The 26,981-nt window shown below is 41.5% G+C and carries 24 protein-coding genes; 15 read left to right on the top strand and 9 right to left on the bottom strand.

Annotated elements, in window-relative coordinates:
• Positions 1 to 121 precede the first annotated feature (121 nt).
• Positions 122 to 1,225, bottom strand: coding sequence for an AI-2E family transporter (locus tag B5Y40_RS13045; RefSeq protein ID WP_079687243.1), 1,104 nt, complete (start codon positions 1,223 to 1,225; stop codon positions 122 to 124).
• Positions 1,226 to 1,409: 184 nt separating this feature from the next.
• On the opposite strand from B5Y40_RS13045, the gene B5Y40_RS13040 reads away from it, so the two are divergent.
• The 7 genes from B5Y40_RS13040 to B5Y40_RS13010 all read left to right on the top strand — a co-directional run bounded on the left by B5Y40_RS13040 (position 1,410) and on the right by B5Y40_RS13010 (position 6,470).
• The gene (locus tag B5Y40_RS13040; protein ID WP_079687242.1) at positions 1,410 to 1,901 is read left to right on the top strand and encodes a DUF2383 domain-containing protein; all 492 of its coding nucleotides are present in this window, start codon (positions 1,410 to 1,412) and stop codon (positions 1,899 to 1,901) included.
• Positions 1,898 to 2,446: a DUF4142 domain-containing protein gene (locus tag B5Y40_RS13035; RefSeq protein WP_079687241.1), complete on the top strand. Its 549-nt coding sequence runs from the start codon at positions 1,898 to 1,900 to the stop codon at positions 2,444 to 2,446. Before B5Y40_RS13040 ends, B5Y40_RS13035 begins: the two co-directional genes overlap by 4 nt.
• A gap of 10 nt (positions 2,447 to 2,456) precedes the next feature.
• A complete protein-coding gene (locus B5Y40_RS13030) occupies positions 2,457 to 2,804 on the top strand; it encodes a hypothetical protein (protein WP_143785758.1) in 348 nt (115 codons plus the stop codon).
• Positions 2,805 to 2,824: 20 nt separating this feature from the next.
• Complete coding sequence (locus tag B5Y40_RS13025) at positions 2,825 to 3,766, top strand: YihY/virulence factor BrkB family protein (protein WP_079687239.1); 942 nt, start codon at positions 2,825 to 2,827, stop codon at positions 3,764 to 3,766.
• 19 nt (positions 3,767 to 3,785) lie between these two features.
• Complete coding sequence (locus B5Y40_RS13020; RefSeq protein ID WP_079687238.1) at positions 3,786 to 4,988, top strand: NAD(P)/FAD-dependent oxidoreductase; 1,203 nt, start codon at positions 3,786 to 3,788, stop codon at positions 4,986 to 4,988.
• 97 nt (positions 4,989 to 5,085) lie between these two features.
• The gene (locus B5Y40_RS13015) at positions 5,086 to 5,502 is read left to right on the top strand and encodes a hypothetical protein (RefSeq protein ID WP_143785756.1); all 417 of its coding nucleotides are present in this window, start codon (positions 5,086 to 5,088) and stop codon (positions 5,500 to 5,502) included.
• Positions 5,503 to 5,588: 86 nt separating this feature from the next.
• A complete protein-coding gene (locus B5Y40_RS13010) occupies positions 5,589 to 6,470 on the top strand; it encodes a hypothetical protein (protein WP_079687236.1) in 882 nt (293 codons plus the stop codon).
• Positions 6,471 to 6,477: 7 nt separating this feature from the next.
• Here the strand turns inward: B5Y40_RS13010 and B5Y40_RS13005 are convergent, their stop codons facing one another.
• Positions 6,478 to 7,815 carry an MATE family efflux transporter gene (locus B5Y40_RS13005; protein WP_079687235.1) on the bottom strand — a complete coding sequence of 446 codons (1,338 nt, stop codon included), beginning with the start codon at positions 7,813 to 7,815 and terminating at the stop codon, positions 6,478 to 6,480.
• Positions 7,816 to 8,255: 440 nt separating this feature from the next.
• Between B5Y40_RS13005 and B5Y40_RS13000 the strand changes: the two genes are divergently transcribed.
• The gene (locus B5Y40_RS13000) at positions 8,256 to 9,299 is read left to right on the top strand and encodes an MBL fold metallo-hydrolase (RefSeq protein ID WP_079687234.1); all 1,044 of its coding nucleotides are present in this window, start codon (positions 8,256 to 8,258) and stop codon (positions 9,297 to 9,299) included.
• Between the two features lie 190 nt (positions 9,300 to 9,489).
• The gene (locus B5Y40_RS12995) at positions 9,490 to 11,067 is read left to right on the top strand and encodes a GAF domain-containing protein (RefSeq protein ID WP_079687233.1); all 1,578 of its coding nucleotides are present in this window, start codon (positions 9,490 to 9,492) and stop codon (positions 11,065 to 11,067) included.
• A gap of 18 nt (positions 11,068 to 11,085) precedes the next feature.
• On the opposite strand, the gene B5Y40_RS12990 is transcribed toward B5Y40_RS12995, so the two are convergent.
• Positions 11,086 to 12,081, bottom strand: a complete 996-nt coding sequence (locus tag B5Y40_RS12990) for a hypothetical protein (protein ID WP_079687232.1) — start codon at positions 12,079 to 12,081, stop codon at positions 11,086 to 11,088.
• 82 nt (positions 12,082 to 12,163) lie between these two features.
• Positions 12,164 to 12,484 (bottom strand): Rieske (2Fe-2S) protein, encoded by a 321-nt coding sequence (locus B5Y40_RS12985; RefSeq protein ID WP_079687231.1) that lies wholly within the window; start codon positions 12,482 to 12,484, stop codon positions 12,164 to 12,166.
• A 63-nt stretch (positions 12,485 to 12,547) separates the two neighbouring features.
• Between B5Y40_RS12985 and B5Y40_RS12980 the strand changes: the two genes are divergently transcribed.
• The gene (locus tag B5Y40_RS12980) at positions 12,548 to 13,846 is read left to right on the top strand and encodes an amidohydrolase (protein ID WP_079688426.1); all 1,299 of its coding nucleotides are present in this window, start codon (positions 12,548 to 12,550) and stop codon (positions 13,844 to 13,846) included.
• A gap of 75 nt (positions 13,847 to 13,921) precedes the next feature.
• Here B5Y40_RS12980 and B5Y40_RS12975 read toward each other — a convergent pair whose 3' ends face one another.
• Positions 13,922 to 14,287 carry a helix-turn-helix domain-containing protein gene (locus B5Y40_RS12975; RefSeq protein ID WP_079687230.1) on the bottom strand — a complete coding sequence of 122 codons (366 nt, stop codon included), beginning with the start codon at positions 14,285 to 14,287 and terminating at the stop codon, positions 13,922 to 13,924.
• Positions 14,288 to 15,209: 922 nt separating this feature from the next.
• On the opposite strand from B5Y40_RS12975, the gene B5Y40_RS12970 reads away from it, so the two are divergent.
• Together B5Y40_RS12970 and B5Y40_RS12965 are read left to right on the top strand one after the other, a co-directional pair.
• Positions 15,210 to 16,277, top strand: coding sequence for a S8 family serine peptidase (locus B5Y40_RS12970; RefSeq protein WP_079687229.1), 1,068 nt, complete (start codon positions 15,210 to 15,212; stop codon positions 16,275 to 16,277).
• A gap of 1 nt (position 16,278) precedes the next feature.
• Positions 16,279 to 18,174, top strand: a complete 1,896-nt coding sequence (locus B5Y40_RS12965) for a hypothetical protein (protein ID WP_079687228.1) — start codon at positions 16,279 to 16,281, stop codon at positions 18,172 to 18,174.
• A gap of 22 nt (positions 18,175 to 18,196) precedes the next feature.
• Here the strand turns inward: B5Y40_RS12965 and B5Y40_RS12960 are convergent, their stop codons facing one another.
• The 4 genes from B5Y40_RS12960 to B5Y40_RS12945 form a co-directional block, all read right to left on the bottom strand.
• A complete protein-coding gene (locus B5Y40_RS12960; RefSeq protein WP_079687227.1) occupies positions 18,197 to 18,763 on the bottom strand; it encodes an RNA 2'-phosphotransferase in 567 nt (188 codons plus the stop codon).
• Positions 18,764 to 18,928: 165 nt separating this feature from the next.
• Positions 18,929 to 20,068, bottom strand: a complete 1,140-nt coding sequence (locus tag B5Y40_RS12955; RefSeq protein ID WP_079687226.1) for an acyl-CoA dehydrogenase — start codon at positions 20,066 to 20,068, stop codon at positions 18,929 to 18,931.
• Positions 20,069 to 20,213: 145 nt separating this feature from the next.
• The gene (locus B5Y40_RS12950) at positions 20,214 to 20,915 is read right to left on the bottom strand and encodes a zinc metallopeptidase (protein WP_079687225.1); all 702 of its coding nucleotides are present in this window, start codon (positions 20,913 to 20,915) and stop codon (positions 20,214 to 20,216) included.
• A 221-nt stretch (positions 20,916 to 21,136) separates the two neighbouring features.
• The gene (locus B5Y40_RS12945) at positions 21,137 to 23,023 is read right to left on the bottom strand and encodes a sensor histidine kinase (RefSeq protein ID WP_079687224.1); all 1,887 of its coding nucleotides are present in this window, start codon (positions 23,021 to 23,023) and stop codon (positions 21,137 to 21,139) included.
• A 176-nt stretch (positions 23,024 to 23,199) separates the two neighbouring features.
• Between B5Y40_RS12945 and B5Y40_RS12940 the strand changes: the two genes are divergently transcribed.
• From B5Y40_RS12940 to B5Y40_RS12930, 3 genes are all read left to right on the top strand, one after another.
• Entirely contained in the window at positions 23,200 to 25,482 is a 2,283-nt protein-coding gene (locus B5Y40_RS12940; RefSeq protein WP_079687223.1) for a TonB-dependent receptor, read from the top strand.
• A 35-nt stretch (positions 25,483 to 25,517) separates the two neighbouring features.
• Positions 25,518 to 26,390, top strand: a complete 873-nt coding sequence (locus tag B5Y40_RS12935) for a DUF4249 domain-containing protein (RefSeq protein WP_143785755.1) — start codon at positions 25,518 to 25,520, stop codon at positions 26,388 to 26,390.
• A 144-nt stretch (positions 26,391 to 26,534) separates the two neighbouring features.
• A complete protein-coding gene (locus B5Y40_RS12930; protein WP_079687221.1) occupies positions 26,535 to 26,978 on the top strand; it encodes a nuclear transport factor 2 family protein in 444 nt (147 codons plus the stop codon).
• Positions 26,979 to 26,981 lie beyond the last annotated feature (3 nt).

Here is a 26,981-nt window from a genome sequence, read left to right as displayed (position 1 = left end):
AAGACCGTGTTGCTCAGCTAAATTTGTATGAAATGGAATATTTAGGCAGAGTCTAGAGTATATGGGTAAGAGTTACGTGCAGAATAAAGTATATAATCCGAAAGTAAGTTATACTCAAATATTATTTTAATTTGCGTCTTGCTCGTTTAAGTATCCGAGGTTCGTCGTGGCCGTTTTTGTCTCCCATCATAATTCCCCAGGCTTTTAAGGAATCAACGTGATCAGAAATAACCTTTAGTACAGCTACTCCTGGTATAGCAAGGAACATCCCTTGAACACCACACAGTGCACCACCCACTAAGATACCAATGATCGTAGCCAGTGCATTGATCTTTACTTTAGAACCAACAATCAGCGGCATCAACACATTGTTATCCACCAGCTGCACACCACTTAATATAGCAGCCACCCAGATGACATCCCCCGTGTCTTGAGAGGTGATCAGTGTAATGAGCATGCAAAATAAATTCGCTACCAACATGCCAACATACGGTATAAGATTCAGCAACGCAGAGATCAATGCCAGGAAGATTGCATACTTAATTCCAAGAATAAGAAATCCCAGCGAATTCAATGCGAATACGATCGTCATTTCTATAAGGAGGCCGGTTACATAATATTGAGCAACTGACCGGCAACCGTGCATGACTGAAATTACTTTTTCTTCGCTGCCATCTCTAAATAGTTCAATCAAAAACTTCTTGATAAGATCTTTATAGTATAGCAGCAGAAAGGTATAGATCGGAATGAAAAGCAGATATGAGCCAATCTCGGTGATGGAGAGAAATGTTTGACTCACGAGCTTAGGTCCCGAGGTGCTGATCTCCTTTGCAGTGTCCTGTAGATACTGATTTTGTTTGCGAATGCCGACATGGAAATTCTTCGATACCCATTGTTTTATGTCCAAAACAAGGTGTGTGATTTTGTCCTTAATCATTTCAGAATCATCCAGGAAGTTCAGCACTTGTGTGGTAAGGAAATAAAATATACCGAACAGAAGGATAAGCGAAACGATCAAAGAGAGTGTTATAGAAAGTACATGGGGTATTTTTCTTTTGTTAAGGAAGTTAACAACGGGAATAAGCAACCCTGCCAGAAGCATCGAGAAGAATAAGGGCAGTAATATGTTTTGCCCTATAAATAAAAGTGTTCCGAGGATAGTGATACTTATCAGGTTTAAACTTAATCGCTGATAGAAGGGATGTTGATCTTTAGAAAGTGACATATATAGTTTTATATTTCTGAGTACTTGTAAAATTTATGCCCCGTTATGACGCTGCACTTCGCAACTATTTCTGCCTGTTAATCTATTTGTGACCTCATAGTGAGGAACCGGTTCCACAGCACCCAAGCCTGTAGACTTGCCTATTCGGGCATAGTTCTTTTAAACTCAATGTGAGGTTTGAACTATGAAAAACGCTGAACCTATACATCATCTTACTACGCTCATTCAGTTGAACTACGATCGCATTGCTTGTTATGATCAGGCGACCAGTTTGTTGAATCAGTTGAATGTAGGTTTAAATGCAGCGCCGTTCTTTAGCATGGTAACACAAGAAAGTGCCCGTAATATTCAAGAGCTTGTTAAAGCAGTAAAAGCACTAGGCGGATACTATACACAGCATACATCCATTGCAGGAAAGGCATGTCTCTTATGGATGGACTTCCGTTCGATGCTTGCGGCTAAACCTGTGCACGCTATACTAAGCTGTTGTGAAGCGATGGATAAGATGGTTACAAAGGGATATGATCATGTGATTAGTAGTGCAGCGAAAATATCAGATGACCTTCGTCAATGCCTGCTTGATCATAGAATAACACTGGAGTCATCGGAGACGTTGAGAAACACATACGAAGCCCTTCAGAATAATTATGTTCTTAGTCAAAATTATGAGTCATGAAATATATAATAGTAATATGTATTTTGATTGGAATGGTTAGCTGTAACCAGTCTAAGGAGAGTAAAGAGATAGCGGAGGAAAAGAACCGCGCGAAGTTCGAAAATAAGCCCGATGAAAAAGATGCGCAATTTGTAGTGGAAACAACAAGTTCGCTTCATACTCTCATCGCTTTAACCGATGTGGCGCTTGAGAAAAATTCTGCGCATGCAGTAGCTACTGCTAATAAAGTTAAGCCTGAATTACAAAATCTGTTGGACGAAGTTGAAGCCTATGCTTCTGCACATGTTATTAGTATACCGACAGAGGCCACTGAAAATTCTACACGGGAGGCTCGCAGATTGCTGGACGAAAAGCCTAGCGAGTTTGATGAAAAGTGGTGTAGAAAATTACGAAATACAAACAAAGACTTTATAGGTGAACTTGAATCGTATGGCGCGAAGACAAGCGATTTAAACATTAAAACATGGTTGAATAGTGCGCTTCCTCATGCCCGTACAATACAAGACAACCTCGTTGATTTCGAGAACCAGTTATCACAAAATTAAAAAAACTATTATGGCACAGACAACTCCTATACCCCAAATGAAGACGTTAAATGCTTGTCTCGATAAGATGATAGAGCAAGGATATACAGAAAATTTCAAAGCTGAGAACGGTGGTTTGCAATCACTGGATTCCAATAAAGTATATTCTCCACGTGATATAAAGGTAGTTAACTTTTATCGTTTCGAAGGGATCAGCAACCCGGATGATAATTCTATACTATATGTAATTGAAACTTCCGATGGAAAAAAAGGAACGTTGATAGATGCGTATGGTGCCTACGCAGACCCTGCGGTTGCAAAACTCATTGTTGATATCGATGAGATACAGAAGCAGGAGCATTTCTCCGAAAAGCATTGATTCCAATTTTGAAACATACCGTGAAGCTCTTCTCTAAAATATGGAATGTCCTAAAGAAGGCAGGTCAAGAATTTGTGCAGGACAATGGATTGAAATTGAGTGCTTCACTTTCTTATTATACGATATTTTCATTAGGACCGATTCTGATCATTATTATTTCACTGGCAGGAATTTTCTGGGGCAGGGAAGCGGTACAGGGAAAGATCTATGGTGAAATCAATGGCCTCGTTGGAAATTCAGTGGCCCTTCAAATTCAGGAGATCATCCAGAATATAGAGAAGTCACAACTCGGTGCATCGGGTGCTTTGATTGGTCTTGGAATTCTGTTGATTGGCGCAACCGGCGTATTTACCGAGATGCAGGATTCTATAAACTATATATGGTCAATCAAGGCCAAACCAAAGCGTGGTATTGTAAAGCTTCTCGTCAATCGGCTCATATCATTCTCATTGTTGGTCAGTCTCGGTTTTTTATTGATGGTGTCACTGATCATTAATGCGCTGTTGGACCTCATGCACGATAAGCTTCAATATTACTTCAACGATATTTCAGTATATCTTTTTCAAGGACTGAATTTCTTATCGATCCTTGCCGTGATAACCTGTTTATTTGCTATTATTTTCAAAGTACTTCCGGATGCAACAATCCAGTGGCGTGATGCATTTATAGGTGCATCGTTTACTTCGTTGCTGTTTATCATTGGCAAATCCCTGATCAGTCTATATGTTGCAAATTCAAGTATAGGTGTAACCTATGGCGCTGCCGCTTCTATTGTGATCCTGTTGCTTTGGGTATACTATACTTCCATTATACTTTTCTTTGGCGCAGAGTTTACGAAAGTATACACCGTGAACTACGGAGCCGGTATTGTACCCGATAAGACTGCTGTCTTTATTGTAAAACGTGAAACAAAGGAACTGCCGGAGAATCAACGAATTTTCTCACCACTCTCACATTCGTAGAAATCTGCAGGTATACTTTATGGACCTCCGCTCGCATTATCCTTTTTGGCTGTTAAAACATGGCATTGTAAAGACCTATGCTTCTGTTCAGGAGTCTATCAAAACAGATGTTGTTGTTATGGGGGCAGGTATAACCGGTGCGCTTGTCAGTTATCATTTGTGTAAAGCAGGCTTTGATGTTGTGATGGTAGACAGAAGGCATGTAGGACAGGGCAGCACCGCAGCGAGTACGTGTTTGCTACAGTATGAGATCGATACGCCTTTGCATAAACTCATTTCCATTGTAGGGGAAAAGAGTGCTGTAAGAAGTTATAAGCTTTGCCTGGAGGCTGTTCATAAGTTGCAGGCGATGGCTGCTAATTTTAAATATGTAGAGTTTACACCGAAGCCAAGTTTTCAGTTTGCTTCTTTCAAGAAGGACGTAAAAAAGCTTGAGACAGAATATAGTTTGCGGAAGAAACATCATATATCATCCGTACAATGGCTCGAGGAGAAAGACATCTTTAATAAATTTTCATTCAAGGCACCAGCCGGTATACTTTCAGAGGATGCCGCACAACTGGATGCATATCGCATGACGCACTCATTGATACATACTTCGGTGAGAAGAGGTTTACAAATATTCGATGGAACGGAGGTTGTAAAAATAAAACATCACAAGCGTTCCGTTGAACTGTTAACGGATACAGGTAATACGATCACCGCTCGTAAACTTGTTATTTGCTGTGGATATGAATCGCAACGCTATATTCCTAAACAAGTCGAAGAATTATACTCAACCTATGCCGTTATAAGCGAGCCTTTCCAGCAAGATAGATTCTGGTATAAGAATAGTTTAATATGGGAAACTGCCCGGCCTTATCTTTACTTGCGCACTACATCTGATAACCGGATTCTGATTGGAGGGAAGGACGATAAGTTTTATAATCCGGACAAGCGCGATGCAAACCTGCCACTTAAATCCGCACAGCTTGTAAAAACATTTCATAAACTTTTTCCCGCAATAGAGTTTAGACCAGACTTCGAATGGGCTGGTACATTTTGCAATACAAAAGACGGGCTTCCTTATATAGGCTCCATATCACAACGGCCGAATACATACTTTGCGCTGGGATTTGGTGGTAACGGGATCACCTTTAGCCATATTGCTGCTGAAATTATCACAGATCTTTTACAGGGAAAGAAGAACGAGGATGCTGCCATTTTTACTTTCGCGCGGTAAAACGTAGAGATCTTTGCGCACTACCTTTCTGTATCTGACGGAAAAGCATATAGGACTCAGGCACTGTAATTTATTTTATACTTGTAAATAACATGGTGTGAAAGCGTTACGTACCATACTCGTTGCCACGGCTATATGTATACATAGTTTTGCCTATAGCCAGGTGGATATGTTCCAGAATAAGGATTCTGTTGAAATTGCGATGGAACGCGAGGTGATTTCAAAAGCGCTAATGCAGCTGCGGGATTCATTGAATCAGACTATACGTGCACTCGATGAAAAGAGAATGATTGCATCCCCTAAAGCAAAACATCCCATGGACAAAGCTACTCGCGAGCTCTTACAGCATCGCGACAAGATGGAACGAAATATGGATGAGGTCGTGCAAATCTCGAAAAAAGGTTGGGATACAAATACAATGATGCGGATAAAATCTTCGATTGAAGATGCCAGGCGTGATTACAAACGAATACGCCTTGATATAAAACCCTATCTCTCAACATCAAAATCGTAGTATAAAATTATAAGATCAGTTTCGGGAAGAAATACTTCTTATTTAAACCGGGATACCTTTTCTTCGGACTTTAATTGCATATATACATGAAGAAAGTACTGATCGCGCTAGTTATATTAGCCAATCTTGGTTGCTCAAAAAAGGAGGCAGCCTATACTATTTCAACAGCGTTCGAACGCGGGGAACCGTTAGCAGAGTTAAAGAAATCTCCATTCCCAGAGGTTTCAGATATGGCCGCCAGTATAAACAACCCAGGCAAGCTGTGGGTACATAATGACAGCGGCAACAAAGCCGAGGTTTTCTTGATCGATAAAACCTTGCAATTAGCACTGACATGTAAACTCAAAGGAGTTGATAACCGTGATTGGGAAGACCTGGCTGTGGGACCTGGACCTGATCCTGCCAAAAACTATATATATGTAGGTGATATAGGCGACAATGCGGCAGCACATACTTTTAAATATATATACAGGTTTGAAGAACCTGTCTGGCATGAAGGTGAAGATAAGATGGAGATTACAGCATACGATAAAATTACCTTTCGTTTGCCGGGTGACATGAAGGATACTGAAACGCTTTTTATCGATCCGAAGACTAAAGATCTTTTTATAGTGTCGAAGCGTGAGGAGCCGGTATACTTGTATACACTGCGATATCCATATTCAACAACCGATACACTTACGGCCACGGAGGTAATGAGTTTGCCATTCAGAGAAATCGTGGCCGGTGATTTCTCTGATGATGGAAAAGAAATTCTGCTGAAGAATTACGAGCATATATACCGCTGGTCTGCGGCAGCCTATACCCCCGCACCAAAGCTGCTAAAAGGAACGCCCGAAGAAATCCCCTATGAAGAAGAACCTCAGGGCGAATCTATTGCATGGGATCGTAACGGATCAGGGTTCTATACACTCAGTGAGAAAAACGGTAAGAAAAAATCGTATCTATACTTTTACAAACGTAAGTAGTCGATCATCAGATTTTCTTATTCTTCCATTTGCCGGAACGAAGGTATAGATATGCCATGGAGAGCATGGATATCCAGTAAACCCATTCTGAGCCCCATCCCCAGGTGATGGGCAACTTCAGATATTCCAGCACGATATAGCAATAGACGCTATAGATGATAATGGTGATCAACTCGATCGTGAGGTTTACTACCGTATTGCCGGTGCCGGTAACAGCGTTCAGCCATACCGTGGCAAACGACATCAGCAACAAGGCACAGGATACAACGCGCACTACGGGTATAGCTTCATTGATAAAATCATCACCTTGTCCGTAGAATGACAGGAACCATTCCGGCACAATGTTCAGCCACAGAAAAATAAAGAGAGAGATCAGAAAGCTTATTCCGGAGATTCGTTTGATCATTGGAATTACTTCATTCTGCCGTCCTTGTCCTATAATATTACTCACCATCGTATTGGTGGTAGAAGCAAATGCCCATGAGAATATCCCGAACAAGCCGAATATATTTCGCATGGTGTTGGATATAGCAAGCGCACGTGCGCCATGGTGTTCGATCAGTATATAAAAGTATTCCCAGCTGGCAATGCTGATCGCATATTGTATCACTAGCGGTGATGATTGAATCATGATAAGCTTCAAAACCGACACATCCATTCTTGCTTGCTTGAAGAATGCAAATTGCTTGTGCATTCCGTTGATGTGAATCACAATATAGATCACCAATAACCCGAAGCCTTCCGCGATAATGGAAGCATACGCCGCTCCGTTAAAACCGATCTCCGGAAATCCGAATTTGCCATAGATAAAAGCGTAATCGAAGAATATATTTGCTAAAGCTTCACTTAATGTGCCCCATACCAGAAATTTAGTTTGGTTCGTACCCACTAGCAAAGCATTACGCATTACATATAGGTATAGCAACGGCAGCCCCCAGATTCTGATTGACAGGAAGTCGATTGCCATCTCGGTAATCACCGGATCATGAATAACCATGCGCAAGATCGAAGGAGCAAGCGTATAGGTGATCAATATACCGATGGAGGAAACGGCCAGGGCAACCCACGCACCATGATAGAAAAGTCTGCCGATCTCCTGTGGTAAATCTTGTCCTGCTCTTCGTGCTATCAGTGCCTGTAATCCGTTATTCAAGCCATTGCCAATCACGGCAAAGATCAGATAGAATACACCCGTGATACCAGCGCAGGCAAGTTCCTTTTCACCAAGTCCACCAAGGAAAATGTTATTAGTAATAAAATTGATCTGAGGCACAAGCATCGCCAGCGTGATTGGCATTGCCATTCCTAAAATTTGCTTGTAGCCTGTTTGTAATTTTAATTCCATGATGAGAGAGCCTTCAAAAATATAAAATGTTTTGTCCCGAAGGGCATTCGATAAAAAGCCATGCAGGAAAAAACGTATGGACTTCCGACTAACGTAGAATACAGGACAACCGTTGCCGCCCGTAAAATCTTTTATTCATAGATAAGTTTATACAATCTTACTGCTGTAAAACATTATAAACATTGGCATGCAAGCTGTTTGACGATAAGAAATTTCCGGGTGACAGAAGTCTATATTCTGCCAAACATTTCTGTTAATGTATTGTTTTAAAGAGATTACATGCAGAAACAAAGAACAGCGTGAATGAAAAATTTACCTTTGTAGCAAGGCTCTTTACGTTTTTTTTATTTGTAAAGTCTGGGTATAATTTTTTGAGTGTGCAATAAGAATCCGTCTTTTGCGTCTTCCTGCTTATAATCTATGTAACATCAGAGCAACCTATGCTTATAATCTATATTCTTTTGCCAGTGGCAGCAGTTGCTCTCACGTTTATTTTAATTGGTTATAGTATATCAGCGCCCCGGTATAAAGGTCCTGTTAGTGATCACTTTGATGGGAAACAGTTTATAAATCCAGGTGGTGTGAAGGCGAACGGCCTTATAGAAGTTTTGAAATGGATGCGCGAACGTAAGCGCGGTGCTTGGACGGAGCAACTTGAAAATACCTTTGGTGAGAAACCGGCGGAGCGAATCGAAAATGGTTTACGCATTACGTTTGTAAATCACACCACGTTTCTAATTCAGGTTGACGGAATGAATATACTTACGGATCCTGTTTGGAGTAAACGCACGAGTCCTTTTTCGTGGATTGGTCCGAAAAGAATGCGTCCTCCCGGTATACGTTTTGAAGACCTGCCGAAGATTGACCTCGTATTACTCAGTCATAATCATTATGATCACTTAGATATAGATACCGTGAAGCGGCTCGTGAAAGTGTTCAATCCTCAATTTATAGTATCGTTGGGCGTTGGTGCTTTTCTCAGGCAGCACGGTATACATGCGTATCACGAACTTGACTGGTGGCAGGAGATTGCTATACCGAATGGACTCTCTGTTCAGGCTTTACCGGCACAGCATTTTTCAGGACGAGGAATGCTCGATCGTGATGCAACGTTGTGGTGTGGTTATCTGCTGAAGCGCACCGATGGAAATATATACTTTGCAGGCGACACGGGTTACAACGCCTATACTTTTAAAGAAATAGGAGAGCGCTGTGCACCTATTCGTGCGGCATTGATACCCATTGGCGCCTATAAGCCTGCGTGGTTTATGTCGCCCATTCACTGTTCTCCAGAACAAGCTGTGCAGATTCACCAGGAAGTAAAATCATCGCTCACCATTGCATCACACTTCGGTACATTTCCACTTGCTGATGATGGAGCAGAAGAACCTGTACGCGACTTGAACGCTGCGCTGGCAAAGCTTCCTAAGCCGCATCAACCTTTTCTTACATTGCAAGAAGGAAAAGGAATAGATATAGTCTGATGAATGAAGTGGTTGTTTTTTACTTCGTTATCCTTGATTTTTAAGGAAGCGTAATCTCCTTTTTTGTATAATATTTTTTCCAATTCACAGACAAAACGCATTCCTGCGGAATAGTCTGTGTGTTTTATTGCTATTGTTAAACCGTTTCGTTAATATCATATTGCAAACCATATAGCCTTCTAACTATTCTATGAATAGCCTTATTGCTTTACTAAGAAAGAATACAATCTACCTCGCGGTTGGTGTTATTCTGATATTGACGCTGATCACATCCGTCCTTGCTTTCCGCAATCAAAGAATTATGACTGAAACTGCCGAGCATGTGCGGGAAGCGGAATTAGCGCTGAGCAAAACCAATGAACTTATTCGCTGGCTTAACCTGCTTGACTTAGGTGTACGCGGATATGCATTGGGAAAAACAGAAACGTTACTGGATCCGTTTCATATATCCTTGCAGGGAGCTCCCAATGATATGGATACCATTAGGATGATTATGAAGAAGCAGAAGTATCCTACGCAGAATTTTGAAGAATATGTAGCGTCCGTTAATGGATATATAGCTTTCTGTCATCAGATGATTGAGATCGCCAAGGTTGACAGCATGACGCAGTTTAAACAACTGATGGTTGAAGATCGTGGCTACCAAGTATGGAAAACATACCTTGGGTTCTCAACGGATTTTGTTCAGCATGAACGTGCGCTGAAGCATGATGCTGAAATGCGCTATGAGGCAGCAGTGCAAAGTAATCTCGTCATCCAGGCATTAATGCTACTACTCGGTATACCAAGTTTATACCTTATTTTTCATCGCATCCGCGGACAAGAGTCGCACCGGCAAGCACTGCTGCTGAATCTTGAAAAGAATAATCGTGAATTTATATTTGATCCCGGCACACCGATAGCCGATGACGCGAAAGAGATATTGAACTCTTCAATTGGCAACATCAAGAATGCTTCCAACTTCATTAAAAAAATCACCACCGGTGACTTTGCTGTGAGCTGGCCTGGCATGAGCGAGGCGAATGCAAAACTGAATACAGATAATCTTTCTTCTACCTTGATGGACATGCGCGACCAAATGAAGCGCATACAGGACGAAGATCGCAAGCGTATCTGGACAACAGAGGGGCTGACAAAATTCACAGAGATCATCCGACAGCACCAGGATGATGCAAAAGCCTTAGCGGATCAGGCTACGCGTTTTCTTGTTCGCTATCTCTCCGCACAACAAGGGGGTACATTTATACTACAGGAAGACTTTGAGGAAAATAAATACCTGGAGCTTGCAGCTTGCTATGCTTTCGATAAACGGAAGTTTGTTGAAAAGCGCATCGAAATTGGTGAAGGACTTATCGGTCAGGTTTTTCTTGAAGGAGCAACGGTGGTAATGCGATCAGTACCCGAGGGCTATACGCAGATTACTTCCGGATTGGGAGATGCTACACCCAGTTGTATCCTGATTGTTCCGATGAAATATAGCGAACAAATCGAAGGTGTATTTGAGCTGGCTGGATTTGTAACGTGGCAGGATTATCAACAGAGTTTTGTTGAGAAGGCAACGGAGTATATGGCAGCGGCGATCTCTACCGTGAAGTCGACTCAGAAGATGCGTACGCTGGTTACGCAAATGCAGGAGCAGACACAGCAGCTTCACGCACAGGAAGAGGAAATGCGTCAGAATATGGAGGAGCTATCCGCTACGAACGAAGAAATGAAACGCAAAGAAGCAGAGTATATCTATAAATTAAAGATGGCAGGAGTGGAGTAAACTTTGCGATGTCGTTCATCAATTCAGTTTAAGCTCTGCCTTTAATCCTTTGATGTTGTTTAACAGTGCTTGTTCCCAGGTAACATCAGCATCCCATTTGGTGCCCAGAAATACATTGCCAGAGTCGATGTGTTTAAAGTATATTTTATATACCTGCGCGTTGGATGGAATATTTTTTAGTTGCTGCTGCATGTCAGGATAAGTAACCGATACCAAAGCGCTTTCAGATTTGGCTACTGGGTATCCCAAAATTTCTTTCAATGCAGATCCTCTTCCTTTCACGATGCAGAGTACATATAGCGATCCTTGCTTGCGCAATTCTTTATCGGTGAGCCCAGGTTCGGTAAGTTTATACTTCAGCGGATAGTTGTTCTTGAAAATCTCTTCCAGCTGCTTATCAAGCGCTTCGTCACCAAACTTGGGTACAGCCAGCGGATCTACTTTCAAATCAATCGCAAAGAATTCATTTCGCTTTCCAGCAATCGGATTTATATCCGGGCCAGGTTCAGGAAGATCGTTGATCAGTAAATTTTGTTTCTTCAACTGATTGGCTGTAGTGCGGTATACCGTCTTCAATAATTCCGTAAGTATAGTATTGGATAACGACCATGCATTCTGCTTCGGGTCAACAACGTTTTCTTTGCCGTTGTACGTGGTGATAATCAACCTGTAACCTTTATCTGTTTTTTCTAGAAAGGCAATGTTCGAGATCTCACGCTTCGTTAAAAAATCTCCGAATGCACGGGTTATATCTTTACCGGTCATGAGTATATCCATCTCATAGTACGCAACAGCATCGATACCTGAACGCTGAAAATACTCCTGTGTATCCTTGAGCTCTTTTTCGGTAAGTGTATAATCGTAGAAAACGGTTGTGCGCGTACTGAGTAATTTTTCAGGAAGTCCACCCGCCAGGTTCAATTGATCGATCCAGTTCTCTTCGCGGAAATATGTTTGTGCGAAAACAGATTGTAAACTTATAATGAGAATGATGATCAGAAAACGAACTTGCATAAGTTTTTATTCGGTCGATTAACCACAGCGCTCCACAACTATTAGGGAGCGAGTAAAAAACGAAAATAGGTATTAATCTATTTTAAATGCCAATAAAAAAACCGGAATCATCTGATTTAACCGGATAGGTTTTTAAATCTGCGGAAGAAGAATCACAGGCACGGCCGCTTTTAAGTTGAAAGCGATAGCCATGCCAGGGACAAACGATCTCGCCCAGGTAATTAACGTGTCCTTTGCTCAGCGACTCTCCATTGTGTGAGCAGGCATCTTGCACAGCTATAAAATTTTCTTCGTGAAGTACGAGGCAAATCCGTTTGCCATGAAGAACCAGGAGTTGTGGTTTATCATGGGTAATTTTACTCCTCGCTTCTGTGTCGTTCGAAAAGATTTTAATCCACTCCATGCATTGTCGTTGGTTGCAAAATTGATAATCAATATATTGTCCGAATCTAAAGCCATTCCTATGATGAAATTTTTTTATAGCCTCGCCCTTATACTCTCCTGTATCGTTGCTCAGGCGCAGGTAAATTCCAAAGTACAGGCAAAGCTCGATCAGCAGGCAAAAGAAATCGAGAATAAAGTTATAGAATGGCGAAGACACCTCCATCAATATCCTGAACTATCAAATCGCGAAGTAAAGACTGCCGCATATGTAGCCGAACATTTAAAAGCACTCGGTATAGAAATTCAAACGGGTGTTGCTCATACAGGTGTTGTAGGTTTACTTAAAACCGGAAAGCCCGGACCTGTTATAGCGTTGCGTGCCGACATGGATGCATTGCCGGTAACGGAACGAAATAATTTACCTTTTGCTTCCAAGGAAAAAACAACATTCAATGGACAAGAGACTGGTGTTATGCATGCTTGTGGTCATGACTCGCACGTAGCCATCTTAATGGGTGTTGCCGAAATACTTTCAAAGAATAAAAAAGATCTGAAGGGCACTATCAAATTTATATTTCAACCTGCGGAAGAAGGACCTCCTGCCGGTGAAGAAGGTGGTGCTGACCTGATGGTAAAAGAAGGTGTACTCGAGAATCCTAAAGTAGATGTTATTTTCGGAATGCACATTCAAAGCATTCGTAAACTCGGACAGATCGCGTATAAACCTGCGGGTATGATGGCAGCTTCTGATTGGTTTACGATTAAAGTATATGGAAAACAATCGCATGGTTCAGCACCCTGGCTCGGTATAGATCCGGTGGTTGTATCCGCGCAGATCATTAATGGTATACAAACTATTATCAGTCGTCAGACGGAGCTAACGAAGGAGCCAGCGGTGATATCGGTAGGTACTATACATGCGGGTATTCGTCAGAATATCATTCCTGAATATGCAGAGATGACGGGAACGATCCGTACATTCGATGAGACCATGCAAAATGATATTCATGAAAAATTAAAGCGCACCGTTGTAAATATAGCAGAGAGTGCAGGTGCTCGCGCGGAGATCGAGATCACACGTATGACACCGGTAACCTACAACGATCCCATTGTTACCGAGAAGATGGTAGCCAGCCTGAACAAAGCTGCCGGTGAACAAAATGTAGCGCGTATACCAGCCGTAACAGGTGCTGAGGATTTTGCTTATTATCAGAAGAAAGTGCCTGGTTTCTTTTTCTTTGTAGGTGCATGTCCTCCGGAGATTCCGGTAGAGAAAGCAGCATCGCACCACACGCCTGATTTTATGATGGATGATCGCGGTATGCTTACCGGCCTTAAGGCTATGATCAATGTTACCGTAGACTATATGTATATGAAATAGCAGGTTTACTCGTGGGCCATGCAGATGATATACTATACTTTCTGCATGGTCTAAAACCGCTATTAAATGCCCATCCTAATCCAGCGCCTGGTTGATCATTTGTAATCGCTTTATACTTTGCGCGAGCGTTTCAGGTTTGCCATCCAGTTCCAGCGTAATCATTACTTTGTTATTATTCTTACGAGCGTTGCATTGCTGCATTTCGTTCATTACCGAAAGCATATGTAAACGTTGCTCTTCGATTGGCTTCACATATAAACTGAAAAAATTGTAGTTCAGCACTTTGCTGATCACGATCAATTGGTCTGTCTTGATCTCCTTCTTTTTTAGGATTGAATAAACATTTCGCGTGCTAGTATGGATCCGCCTGGCAAATTCTTTCTTTTTAATGCCTGAATCAAGAAGCACTTTTTCTATTTCTTGTCCTACATGAATATTCATGTCGTAATTTTAGTAACGTTTTTTCAGGTATCCATCCCGGAAACGGGGTTTTGTTTAACATTTATAGCTAACATTGAAAACATCCTGCTTGTAAATGTGTAGATGTTTTGCTACATTCGATTATGAGCCCATCATTTTGCCGCAAGGCAGAGCGATGGGCTTTTTGTATTTAAATAGCATACACATGGAGTGTTAACACCTCTGTTGAATTGTGATTGATTGATAACCTCTTTGTAATCCATGTTTCGACAAAAGTGTACACCAGGCCTAGCGTTGTGAATGAATGTCCGAACGTGATCTTCAAGCAGACATATGTTTATTAGATGGGCTCTAATAACAAAAAGCACCCTCATGCTTGTGAAATGAGGCATGCATACTCCAGCATGAATCGTTGGGGTTAAAGTTAGCCATGCAGAAGAATATCAAAAGACCTACTCAGCTAAGTGCCCGGCAGCCGGGTGCTTAGTTTTTTTAATAAAGTAAAGTATACCGATACCTGTTGCGTTGTGTAGAAAACCTTTAGTTCGCGATTTTTAATCTTTTCTGCTCTTCCTCTATCTTTCTTAACATTGACGTATTGTTGTGTTTATAGGAAGTTATATATTCATCTGTCTGATTTCATTCTGTGCGCCACTATTGTTTGTGTGAATGATCGCCTTATCTGTGAGTACGTAGGAAGAAATCTGCTATATCTCAATAGAGCCCCTGAAGCCAGGCTATGGCATAAAAGAGAAGAAGTGCCGGAATATCAGGTCAGGATATAATAGTATATATTGCTGCAAGTTCACCTTACAGATTATGAGACAGGAACAAATAGCCCTGTCGTTGAGTGTATCATTCCATTTGACTTGCTGTACAAGCTCGTAAAGATTTAGTGACAGGATAAAAGGAAAGACTAACGATAGCTATAGATAAACAAGAAATGAAAGTTATTGTAAAAGAACATTTGGATGTTCGTGTAGGACGCCCGAGTATAAATGCACCCAGCTATCAGAACATTGCCCCGGGCAGTCAACTGGAGGTTGAAGGCAAATTATTCCATGGTGATATTTTAAGAGGCGTTAATACCTGGTTGAAAGATGCTGCGAATAATTATTACTGGAGTGGGAGCATTGAGAATATAGATGAAATCATCGCCCGGGCTGCGCTGACTGAATTTAGCGAATCGGATTTTTGGTGGCATAAGGATTTTAATATAGGGGAGCTGTGGAGAAAAGGATTGAGTGGCGAGAAGGTAAAGCTTGCCGTGTTAGATTCAGGTATAGCATTGCCTCATCCGGATCTGATAGTCAATACCGCTAACTTTATGGATCTATCAGCGAGCGGTACAGGCATTACAGATCAAACCGGGCACGGGACTCATGTTACGGGTATAATTAAGGCTTCCAATAATGGTTTCGGTGTGAAAGGACTTGCTTTTAATACTGATTTTTATTTGGGTAAAATTACAAATGATATTCACGGTGACGATGTACAGTTTCTTGTGAAGGGGGTAGAGTGGGCGATTAAAAATTCAGTCGATATCATTTCTATCAGCAATGGAGTAAGCGCAAATAATAGTGCGCTTGAAACCGCTGTAGGTAAAGCTATCGCGAAGGGAATTTTGATTATCGCAGCGGCTGGGAATAGAGATTCAACTACAGGAAATGATATTTTGTATCCCGCCAGATATGAAAATGTATTGTCAGTGGCAGGTATTACGAAAAGCAAATTTCCATTGGCAGATACTATACATGCGAATAAGACAAACATTTTTGCGCCAGGCGAAGAAATTTTTTCAACCTTTCTTAATAAGGCCTATGTAAATCTTTCCGGCTCAAGCCAGGCCGCACCGTATGTAGCGGGTATCGCTGCATTACTGCTGGAGGCTGTCAGGAAAAAGAATAAGAAATATCGTGCGCATGATCTGAGAGAAGAGCTGATGAGCCATGCCGATAGCGTGGAATATGGCAAACTGATAAATCCCGTTAACACTTTAAATAAATTGTAAAATGAAAAGAAATATACTCTTCGGTGCCGTGTTCTTTTTGTTCGTATTGCCGAACACGTTGCGCGCACAGGTGGCGTATCAGGACGCGTTGCAGCTTGCAGCTTTAAATCCCGTTATAGATAGCGGTCGGGTATTATTTCCGATTGTTAATCAAAGCAATTTAAAAGCGGCAGAAATTTTAAAAAAGTATGTTGATAAAACTACCTATGGTGAAATTCAACAAGCGTTTTCTAAAAATCCATATCTGCGATTGCCTGCTGTAAATGCTTTGAGCAGCAGCCCGATTGCAGGCGCTTCCAAAATGCTTTCATCCGTTGGCGGGCTTGATGTCACCACGATTGCCGATGGAATTGCAAAGTTTCTGGTAGAGCGAACCAAAGCCGAGCTTGATGTATACTTCTTTGAGCAGTTCAATGATTTTTTAAATAACAAGGACTATGGGAAAGATGTACAAGTACTCTTCCCGAATACACATTCTGTTATGCTGGTGGCTGGCCATGAGATCTATAATTACCAGCAATACCTGCAGGCTTTTCGGGAAGCCTTTGCAAATGATTTATCGAATATTCTGTTGAATGCAAATACATGGATCAACCTTGATCCAGCAACCCGCACCAAGCTGGTGACGCGTATCCAAGGTCTTCCGTCTTATCCCTATATTCAATTGATTTTTGAGATAGCCGTAGAAATACAGCAAGGCAAACATCCCGGTGATATTTTAAATGAACTGGCAACAAGGGTATATATTCGTGATACCTGGGGTGATTTCGGACCGGTCTTAAAAGTAGCTAATATATTTTCGCAGTCATTACGTTCTGCAACGGGCGAGCGGTATTGGATTTCGGAGGAAGAGTTCAATAAATTTAGCGACCCTGTTTTTTTAAGAATATATCTTGGCCTGATCTATCAAAAATCGTTATCCATAGATGTCGATACATTCACAGCTTTTTTAGCAACGCTTTCAAAAACAATCAACAATGCTGAAAGCATCATTATTAAATTTAAACCTATACTTACGCATGCTGATCAAACGTTGCTTCAATTAAAAGCAAGCGATGACCCAGGCACTACCGGTGGCTATGTTGCTTTATTAAACGATCTACCCAAGATTCTGGCACTGGCTAATAAAATTGTGATGAACTCAGATAAAACACCGTTGTTTAAAACATCTGATATTGAGTTTCTTTTCACCCATGTTTCGAATCTCGTTGCTGATGTACGCGCCAAGGCCTATAGCGCAGCGGTGATTGAGTTTTCATTGATCATTCAAAAAATAGATACTACAGATTCGAATTTTTTGAAAGGCGTTATTAAATACGGATCATTCATGGCCAATGTGGCTACTGCAAAAACATCTGAGGAAGTGAAGCAGGCTATAGAAGTTGTAGCGTTACCACCAGGAAGCTATCGCGTGAAGCGTGAATCGTATGGTAATGTTTCACTCAACGGATATGTGGGGTTATATGGAGGTGTTGAACACATGCCTGCATCGAAAACACCTGATCGAGGTTCTGCTGGTGTTTTTGCTCCGGTAGGTTTTTCTTTCAGCCGGGGAGGATTGAAAGCGAGTGATAAAAAAGGAGGTAAGTCAGTAAGTCTTTTTGTTTCGGTTATTGACCTCGGTGCACTGGCTTCGTTTCGTTTTAATGATGACAACACAGCAGTTGCGTCCAATGTAAAATTGAAAGATATAGTTGCCCCTGGATTGTACTTCATCTATGGATTAGGAAAGAGCCCTATATCGCTGGGTTTAGGAGCACAGATGGGACCTGCGTTGCGTGATGTTGATTCTGGTGGCACAGCTTCTATTAGCGAGAATTACTATGTTCGCTATGGAGCCTTTGTTGCTGTGGATATTCCATTTTTTAATTTATATAACAGGAAGGACAAAAAATAGCCTTGTCGTTATAGTGCCACTATCAATTTATCAATAGCCCTGTTGTTTTATTTATATACTTCACAGGCACATGGTCTGTTAACCATACGTTGTTCTCGGAAAGAAAAAATATATAGCCATCATCATGCATTTTTCGAGCATCGATGGAGAGAAGAACAGGCTTGCCATATCGTTTGCCAACGGCCAATGCAGTTTCTATAGCTGTGCTAAGGTGTACATGGTGACGTTCTCTTTTTTTGAGACCGGTCGCTAAAATTGAGTTTAACGACTTCTCTGCTGTGCCGTGATAAAGTATAGCGGGTGGCTGCCGAGATTTATAGTCGAGGTCAATTTCAACGGAATGCCCCTGACTTGCTCGTATTTTTGTTCCATCCTCACTATAAGAAAATCTTTTCTTGCTATTCGTAGTAACGACATGATCCAGTATAGCTTTCGAGATGCTATGCCCATGAATTGTCATCTGCTGAAGGAGTACATCTACGCTTATCCATCCGTTTTCATCCAGTGTAATGTCTATTGTTTCAGGTTTGTGCCGAAGCACCAGGCTGAGAAATTTACTGATATGCGTATTGTCTTTTTCGGAAAGCATGCACAAAGGTAACGCTATGACGACATCTATACTATGCGGATGAATTTAAAATATAGCGTGATGATATTGATTGGGTCATTAATTCTGATAATTCCTTGAATAAAAAACGGTGCTATAGTGTCAATTTTTCATGACACTATAGCTCCATTGCAATGAATACTATATTTATTTAAGAAGCTCTCTTGAAATTACCATCTTCTGAATTTCAGTAGTGCCCTCGTAGATCTGGGTAATTTTGGCATCACGCATGAGGCGTTCTACATGAAACTCTTTTACATAGCCATAACCTCCGTGAATTTGTACAGCTTCGGTTGTCACGTCTTGTGCAATTTGCGAAGCGTATAGCTTGGCCATCGCGGCTGCTTTTACAAAATCTTTCTTCTGATCTTTTAGCCATGCAGCCTGGTGTACCAACAGGCGCGCTGCATCGATCTTTGTTGCCATGTCTGCAAGTTTGAATTGTATAGCCTGGTGTTCTGATAATGTTTTGCCGAAGGCTTTGCGTTCCTTCGAATAGGCAAGTGCCAGTTCGTATGCACCCGCAGCTATACCCAGCGCCTGTGATGCTATACCAATGCGACCACCGTTCAATGTGGTCATAGCGAATGTAAACCCAAACCCATCATCACCGATGCGATTTGCCTTCGGAACTTTTACGTCTGTGAACATCAGCGAATGCGTGTCCGACCCGCGGATCCCCATTTTATCTTCTTTCTTTCCAACAACAAAACCGGGCATTCCCTTTTCAACGATCAACGCATTAATGCCTTTGTGTTTTTTAGCGATATCAGTTTGTGCTATAACTATATATATACTGGCACTGTTTCCATTGGTGATCCAGTTCTTGGTGCCATTCAATATATAGTGATCGCCTTTGTCCTCGGCTGTAGTCCGTTGGCTGGTAGCATCTGATCCCGCTTCCGGTTCAGAAAGGCAAAATGCACCGATTGCTTCACCAGTTGCCAATCGCTTTAAATATTTTTCTTTCTGTTCCTCTGTTCCGAATTTCTCAAGCCCCCAGCAAACAAGGGAGTTATTTACAGACATACACACCGATGCAGAGGCATCTACTTTTGAGATCTCCTCCATAGCCAATACATAAGATATAGTGTCCATCCCCCCACCGTTGTATTTAGGATCTACCATCATACCCAGGAAGCCGAGTTCGCCCATTTTTTTTATTTGCTCTTTCGGAAATTTCTGTTCGGTGTCACGCTCAATTACCCCGGGAAGTAAATCATTCTTTGCAAAGTCGCGTGCTGCATGTTGAACGGCTAGTTGCTCTTCAGTAAGTTGAAAATTCATATATGAGGTTCAGGTTAATAAGTCTGTATGTATCGGCAGGTAAGGTATAAAAAAACAAGCCCGGGCATATGCCCGGGCTTGCAAAATAAATTTCTCATTTTAATGTTAAAACCTTTTACGCGATTTTTTCAATCGTTTACAAACGTTAGTCTTCACTATTACTACCCAGGAATAACATCACGTAGTAGAACAACGTAGTAAGCGCACCGATGGCTGCCACAACGTAGGTCATTGCTGCCCATTTCAATGCGTCCTTTGCCATTCCATATTCCTGTGTGTTTACAATGCCTCTCGACTGCACCCAGGCCAGCGCTCTTTTGCTGGCGTCAAATTCTACAGGCAATGTTATCAGTGCAAACAAAGCGAATACACCATAACATCCTATAATTACCAGTAATGCTGTTTGCCACGGTATAAGCTGCGATGCGAAGAATGCACCGAACATCATCATCATAAATAAGAAGTTAATCACTTTCGCGCTGATGTTCTGTATAGGCACCATCGCTGAACGTAACTCCAGCATGCTATACGCTTTCGCATGCTGCACAGCATGACCACATTCGTGTGCGGCTATTGCCGTTGCTGCTGCATTTCTTCCATGGTATACACCTTCACTTAGATTCACCGTTTTTGATGCAGGATTATAGTGATCTGTTAGTTCACCTTCTACGTGTGTAACCTGAACGTCATGTATACCATTATCAGCCAGCATCAGGCGGGCTACTTCTGCGCCTGTCAAGTCGCGCGTCAGGTGAGTTTGCGAGTATTCTCTGAACTTACTCTTCAGCCTCGAACTCACCATCCATCCAATCGCCATGAAAAAAAGTCCAATTATTAAAGCTCCCATTTCTCGTTAGTTTTTAATTTTTATAGGTTGTTTGCAGAATCTCTTGTTGCAAGCTTTGCGCCAAATGCCAAACACTGCCAAATCGACACTAGCAATTTCTTAAAAATCAGGAAATTCAATTGCAGTACTTTCGAAGTCTAATCCCTTTATAATAATGCCAATGATGGCCGTCAGAGTCTGTTGTCTGTACAACGTATTTAAAAAGGATATTGTTCGTGAATTTATAGCGCGAGTGCGAGGGTAAATGATATTTCAGTGCCGTGGCCCTGTTTGCTCTTGATGCTTAGTTCGCCACCGTTGTGTTTGATAAACTCTTTGCAGAGAAGCAGTCCGAGGCCAGTGCCTTTCTCTTGCTGCGTGCCGCGTTTGGTGAAGTGCTCTTGTCCTAAAATCATATTTACTTCTTCTTCCGTCATTCCAATGCCTGAATCTTTTACGGTAACGCTGCAGTAATTATTTGAAGTGGATGCAAAGATTTCTACATGTCCTTCTGCTTTGGAAAATTTAACGGCATTGTGAATCAAGTTTCGAAGTATCAATTGAAGTTGATTCGGATCGGCCCAGACTTTAATAGCTTCTTCTGTCGTATTTGCAATATATATCCTCTTTTGCTCGGCAATATCGGTCAGCAGTTTACTCGCTTCGTCAATACAGACCTTTATATTCAGCGCCTTCTTTTCTGTTCGTATACCTTCCATCTGACTCAAAGACCAGTTCAAAAGATTGTCCAGTGTGCGCTGCGTTACATTTAAATTACCTTTCACTTTATCGGATACGGATAAAAATTCCTCCTGCGTCATAATTTTTGAAGTGACCAGGTCGAGCAGCGATTGCAACGTTGCTATAGGACCACGTAAGTCATGACTAATTACAGAAAATAGTTTTGATTTAAGCTGATTCAGATAATGAAGGTATTCTGCCTGCGCCTGCATTTCTTCACGTTGTAATTCGATCGCTTGGTTTTTTTCTTCCAGTGTCTGATTAGTTTTTGTTTGTATAGAACGCAGCCTCGAAAGAACCATGATAAAACCCATAAGCAGAATTATACCAGCCGCCAAAAGTACAGTTAGCCATCGCTGATTACTTATCAACTGTTGCTGCAACGTATTTTTTTGTCCCAGCTCTTCAATGGTTTTGTCTTTCGTGCCCAGTTCGTAGAGCGATTTCATTTCCTGTATCTGTGCGTTCTTTTCAGAATTATACAAGCTGTCTTTATATTGATTTGCCAGCTTTAGCTGATGTACGGCCAGATCTGGCTTATTCGTTTTGCTATATATATCTGCCAGCAGGGTGTGTGCTTTTATCAACCCTGACAGATTTTTAAGAGAGCCACTCAACTCGATCGATTTCTTTGCAAAAAAAATAGCGCTATCCGATTGATGAAGTTCATTCGCATTTTGTGCTGCATATAAAAATGATATACCAAGCGCCCGTTTATTTCCGACCACACTGTCCAGATGCAGCGCCAGGCGATTATAGGTTGTGCTCTTTTTGTAATTACCCAGTAAATGATAAATTTTCACTTTGCGACTATATAGTATACTTGTATTGAGTGTGTCGTGCATGCCCTTGTACAGCAGTAACCCGATGTCTATAAAGTAAAGCGAAGAGTCGTATAGTTGAGTTTCTGAAAGCAGCATAGACCGCTCGCGATACGTATCGGCCAGTAGCTTATTATCATCATGAGTAATGGCGAGTTGCCGACTGCGTTTTAAAAAATCATTTGCCTGCGTGAAGTCACGGAGTTCTAATGATGTACGTGCAAGCGATAACAAACTCTGTCCCCATAAATGAGTATAGGAAGAGTTCTCAAATATTTTAAGGGCCTTAAAACCGTACTCTATACTAAGTCTGTAATTCGCCTTCGCCCAGTTCGCTTTTGAAAGAACGAAGTAACTATGTCCAAGAAGATATTTATGATTGCCACTCATGCTTTCAGTAGCAATAGAGTTTGCGAGTGTAATAGCGGAATCAGGATAGGATAGATAAATATTTGCGGCCTGATTGAGAATGTTCGATAACCTTGTACTATCCGATTGGTCGAATGCCAATACCGGTGACGATACTGTGCATAGTGCCACCAATAAATTTCGGAGGAAGGGTTGCATTGTGCTTAAAAGTTCAAAGTAAGCTTTTTGCAGCACAAGCTTAAAGACAATTCAGGCCAAAAAAGCATGTAGGTTTAAACTGCTTTAAAAAGTCATTTTTTGCTTTTTAAAATTTAACACTCCAATACTCGTTATGTTTCATTACTTTGTTATGCTACACCCGAAGTGATTATGCAATGAAAATACTGGTGGTGATTTTGTTGATTTTAGGTATCAACAGTGTAATGGCTCAAACCGTTACGCTGAAAGGCGTTGTGCGCGATCAGGGAGGTGAGCGGCTTCCGGCAGCACACATTTTTATCTACCCGGATTCAATTAATCTGGCAGCAACTAATGATGGGAAGTTCTCAAAAACGTTATCGCGTGGAAGAAAAACGATCATTGTTTCTTTTATAGGATACGAAGTATATCAGCAAGTTTTCTCTCTACAAAAAGATACAACCATTTCTATATCGCTTAACCCCACGATTGGACAATTGAAAGAAGTAGAAATAATTGGGGAACGAAGTCCTCAAGAGGAAATCCTGCAAACAAATCGCACGAGTACATATCTGCTTACACCGGAAGACATCCGGATGTTACCCGTTCTGGGAGGCGAAGCAGATGTTATTAAAGCACTGCAACTACTGCCAGGCACTGTACGTGGTGTGGAAGGAAGCTCCGATCTTTTTGTGCGTGGTGGTGCTGCAGACCAAAACCTTGTATTGCTGGATGATGTACCTATATATAACCCCAGCCACATGCTGGGTTTTCTTTCAGTGTTCAACCCGGATATATTAAATAAGGTTGAAGCTATAAATGGAGGATTTCCTGCAGAGTTTGGTGGCCGATTGTCGTCCATACTAAATATTGAGACTATAGATCGTATCGCAGATAAGACCCGCGTTTCCGGAGATATAGGTATAATTGCTTCGCGACTTTTTATTGAACAACCAATCGTAAAGAATAAAGCGAGCATCTGGATTGCAGGAAGAAGAACCTATATCGATCAGGTAGTAAAAGCGATCGGTAACGAAGAACTTCCATATTACTTCTATGACCTGAATGGTAAAATTGTACTTCGGCCTTCTAACCATGATCGCGTAGAGATAAGTTATTATGGAGGCGTTGATCAGCTTGAGCTTTACCGTGATCGTGATAATGATGGCGATGGTTTTTTAACAAACTATAACGCGGGAAACACAAGCTTGGCATTGCAATGGAATCGTGGTTTACATAACAACTGGAATAGCACGCTTTCCGTGATCCGATCAGAGTATAAATATGATATTCGCAATGCCTTTGAAGAAAATGAATTGAGAGCGTTGTCTGATATTCAGGATTATGGAGCACGTTGGCTCCTGCAAAAAGATTCAGTATTAGGCAATGGTATATTTAAAGGTGGCATAGATTGGGCACGGCATAACGTTAGTCCGAATATCATTAATTCACAAGGTACTATAGCGGAGATCTTCGAGAGCAGTGCAACTTCCGGTAAGGTATCAAATGAGTTAGCCGTGCATGCCCAATACGAATGGGCTGCTTCCGACCGCTGGCGTTTCAATGTGGGCACGCGTGCGTCTATGGCTATCGTTGCAGATAAGACTTATTTCTTCCCGGAGCCAAGAGTCTCGGCACGGTATGCACTTACAAATGACGAAGCATTGAAATTTAGCTATTCGCGGATGGTGCAGTATATGCATCGCATTTCAAACTCTGCGGTTACTTCGCCTACAGATATATGGTATCCGGTTACATCCAGCATTCGTCCGCAGACTTCCCACCAGGTGGCCCTGGCGTGGCAACGATCCTTCCCCACGAAAGATCTTTTTCTTTCAATGGAAGCATACTATAAATCAATGGACAATTTGATCGGATACGAAGAAGGCACTAATCTTTTTCTCAATAACGATTTCGAATCGAAACTTATACAGGGCAAAGGTAACGCTTATGGCCTCGAAGTTTTGTTGCGTAAAGATGCCGGTAAATTTACCGGATGGATTAGTTATACTTTGTCGTGGTCGTGGAGGCAGTATAACGAAATCAATAACGGTGAGTGGTTTTACTCGCGCTATGACCGAAGGCATAATGGTGCTGTCGTTATGCAGTATGCTATAAACAAGCGATGGGCCGTATCTGCTGTGTGGGAATTTATTTCTGGCTCACGCTTTACTCCTGTTATAGGACAATATGTAATTCTCGCGCCAACATTAACAGGTGTCGATCTTGTGCCTATATACTCTGGTATCAACGAGGTAAAACTGGCGGATAGTCATAGACTTGATATGGGTATCAAGTTCAGGAGTAAACCAGATCGTAAATTTCAATGGCAGTGGTTTGCCGGTGTATACAATGCGTACAATCGGGCAAATCCTATCGGGATTACGATAGAGCAGGACGAGGCAACGAATGCATTGCGTTATGAACAGCCCGGGTTATTTGGACTAATACCTTTTATCAGTTACGGATTTAAATTTTAGTGCATTCTGATTATATATACCAGAAAAGAGAAAGAATGATAAAGACTATAGATTACGGTGTGAGGTTTTCAAGTGCAGGATTAATCTCATCTATGTTTATTATACTGGCAGCATGTATACCAGATCCATTGGAGGTAGAAGGTATTCCCGTTGTTCAGCCGCAGATCGTCGTATCCACACAGATTATTCCAGATCAGTCATTGGTAGTTTTATTAACCAAATCGTTTGGCGCGCTGGATGCAAATGAAGATAGTGATGCTCAGGAATTATTGGACCAGATTGCAGTAGAGGATGCGGAAGTGACGATTACGGGTCCCCGGGATGTCTATACTTTGGTTGCGCTTGGAAGCGGAGTATATGGCGGTACATTTATACCCTTTGAGCCAAATGCAGAATATACTCTCCATGTGGAAAGCGAAACATTAGGCGAGATATCGGCAACGACTACAGTTAAGCCTATGATTTCTTTTGAGGACATTGAGGCAGAGCTATATTTCAATGGTTATGATGATACACTGGTTCAAGTCTCATACCAGCTTATTGACCCCGAAGAAAAGAACTGGTATATGTTGAATGTACAACAAATTGAAAGTGATGAGTTGATTGAAGATGCATTGAATCCTCGTGCGTTTACACGTTTGTTAGATGATGCCGAATTTGAAAGTAACGACTATAGCGAAACTTTCAGGGCATTTCAACGTGACTTTGAAGCGGGTGATACGGTTGCTGTTTTCTTATCAAACATCAGTGAAGAATACTATAATTTCATGAAGCTGCGACTTGATAATCGCTTTAGCTTTATAGAGTATCTCAGTGAACCGGTCAATTATCCCTCCAACGTTCAAGGAGGAAAAGGATTTTTCAATCTATATGTACCCGATATCCGCACTTTTATTCTAGAAGAGTAGAAATATTGTTCGTAGGACTTTCGAATATTAACGCAGACTTTTGTGTTTGATATTCTCTGCGCTAATCTGCTTCGCTATTTTTTATTTTGATTAGCAATTTTTCAAGGTGTTGTATATTTTCGAAGTGACATCAACCCCCTTTATATGGAGAACAAAAGTAAACGTGATGAAGTAATTGAACTCGCTACCAAGCTCTTTATCTATACAGATTATCAATGGTGGGATAAGCTGCTGGAAGAAGTTCTCACAGAGAATGTCTGGTTTGATATGTCTTCACTTGGAGCAGGCGCAGGCAAGAACCTTTCAGCAAAAGAAATCTGCGACATGTGGAAAGCAGGTTTTGCCGGAATAGATGCTGTACATCACCAAGCCGGGAATTTTTTGGTAGACTTTAAGTCGGAAGCTATAGAAGCGAAAGTGCTTTGTTATGCAATAGCGCTACATTATAAAAAGGCTGCTACGCAAGGCAACACGCGCGAGTTTGTTGGCAGTTATGATTTACATTGCGTTCTTACCGACAAAGGTTGGCGCATCGATAGTTTTACCTATAATATAAAATATTCGAATGGTAACGTTGATTTCAAATAAGCT

It is taken from the genome of Ohtaekwangia koreensis, from assembly GCF_900167975.1.
Taxonomy (GTDB): Bacteria; Bacteroidota; Bacteroidia; order Cytophagales; family Cyclobacteriaceae; genus Ohtaekwangia; species Ohtaekwangia koreensis.
Note: the sequence above shows the minus strand (reverse complement) of the source record. Positions and strands in the feature narration are given on the sequence as shown.

Coding starts and splice junctions, on each gene's coding strand:
- B5Y40_RS13045 (WP_079687243.1), bottom strand. CDS start 1,225: ATGTCACTTTCTAAAGATCAACATCCCTTCTATCAGCGATTAAGTTTA.
- B5Y40_RS13040 (WP_079687242.1), top strand. CDS start 1,410: ATGAAAAACGCTGAACCTATACATCATCTTACTACGCTCATTCAGTTG.
- B5Y40_RS13035 (WP_079687241.1), top strand. CDS start 1,898: ATGAAATATATAATAGTAATATGTATTTTGATTGGAATGGTTAGCTGT.
- B5Y40_RS13030 (WP_143785758.1), top strand. CDS start 2,457: ATGGCACAGACAACTCCTATACCCCAAATGAAGACGTTAAATGCTTGT.
- B5Y40_RS13020 (WP_079687238.1), top strand. CDS start 3,786: ATGGACCTCCGCTCGCATTATCCTTTTTGGCTGTTAAAACATGGCATT.
- B5Y40_RS13010 (WP_079687236.1), top strand. CDS start 5,589: ATGAAGAAAGTACTGATCGCGCTAGTTATATTAGCCAATCTTGGTTGC.
- B5Y40_RS13005 (WP_079687235.1), bottom strand. CDS start 7,815: ATGGAATTAAAATTACAAACAGGCTACAAGCAAATTTTAGGAATGGCA.
- B5Y40_RS13000 (WP_079687234.1), top strand. CDS start 8,256: ATGCTTATAATCTATATTCTTTTGCCAGTGGCAGCAGTTGCTCTCACG.
- B5Y40_RS12995 (WP_079687233.1), top strand. CDS start 9,490: ATGAATAGCCTTATTGCTTTACTAAGAAAGAATACAATCTACCTCGCG.
- B5Y40_RS12990 (WP_079687232.1), bottom strand. CDS start 12,081: ATGCAAGTTCGTTTTCTGATCATCATTCTCATTATAAGTTTACAATCT.
- B5Y40_RS12985 (WP_079687231.1), bottom strand. CDS start 12,484: ATGGAGTGGATTAAAATCTTTTCGAACGACACAGAAGCGAGGAGTAAA.
- B5Y40_RS12980 (WP_079688426.1), top strand. CDS start 12,548: ATGAAATTTTTTTATAGCCTCGCCCTTATACTCTCCTGTATCGTTGCT.
- B5Y40_RS12975 (WP_079687230.1), bottom strand. CDS start 14,287: ATGAATATTCATGTAGGACAAGAAATAGAAAAAGTGCTTCTTGATTCA.
- B5Y40_RS12970 (WP_079687229.1), top strand. CDS start 15,210: ATGAAAGTTATTGTAAAAGAACATTTGGATGTTCGTGTAGGACGCCCG.
- B5Y40_RS12965 (WP_079687228.1), top strand. CDS start 16,279: ATGAAAAGAAATATACTCTTCGGTGCCGTGTTCTTTTTGTTCGTATTG.
- B5Y40_RS12960 (WP_079687227.1), bottom strand. CDS start 18,763: ATGCTTTCCGAAAAAGACAATACGCATATCAGTAAATTTCTCAGCCTG.
- B5Y40_RS12955 (WP_079687226.1), bottom strand. CDS start 20,068: ATGAATTTTCAACTTACTGAAGAGCAACTAGCCGTTCAACATGCAGCA.
- B5Y40_RS12950 (WP_079687225.1), bottom strand. CDS start 20,915: ATGGGAGCTTTAATAATTGGACTTTTTTTCATGGCGATTGGATGGATG.
- B5Y40_RS12945 (WP_079687224.1), bottom strand. CDS start 23,023: ATGCAACCCTTCCTCCGAAATTTATTGGTGGCACTATGCACAGTATCG.
- B5Y40_RS12940 (WP_079687223.1), top strand. CDS start 23,200: ATGAAAATACTGGTGGTGATTTTGTTGATTTTAGGTATCAACAGTGTA.
- B5Y40_RS12935 (WP_143785755.1), top strand. CDS start 25,518: ATGATAAAGACTATAGATTACGGTGTGAGGTTTTCAAGTGCAGGATTA.
- B5Y40_RS12930 (WP_079687221.1), top strand. CDS start 26,535: ATGGAGAACAAAAGTAAACGTGATGAAGTAATTGAACTCGCTACCAAG.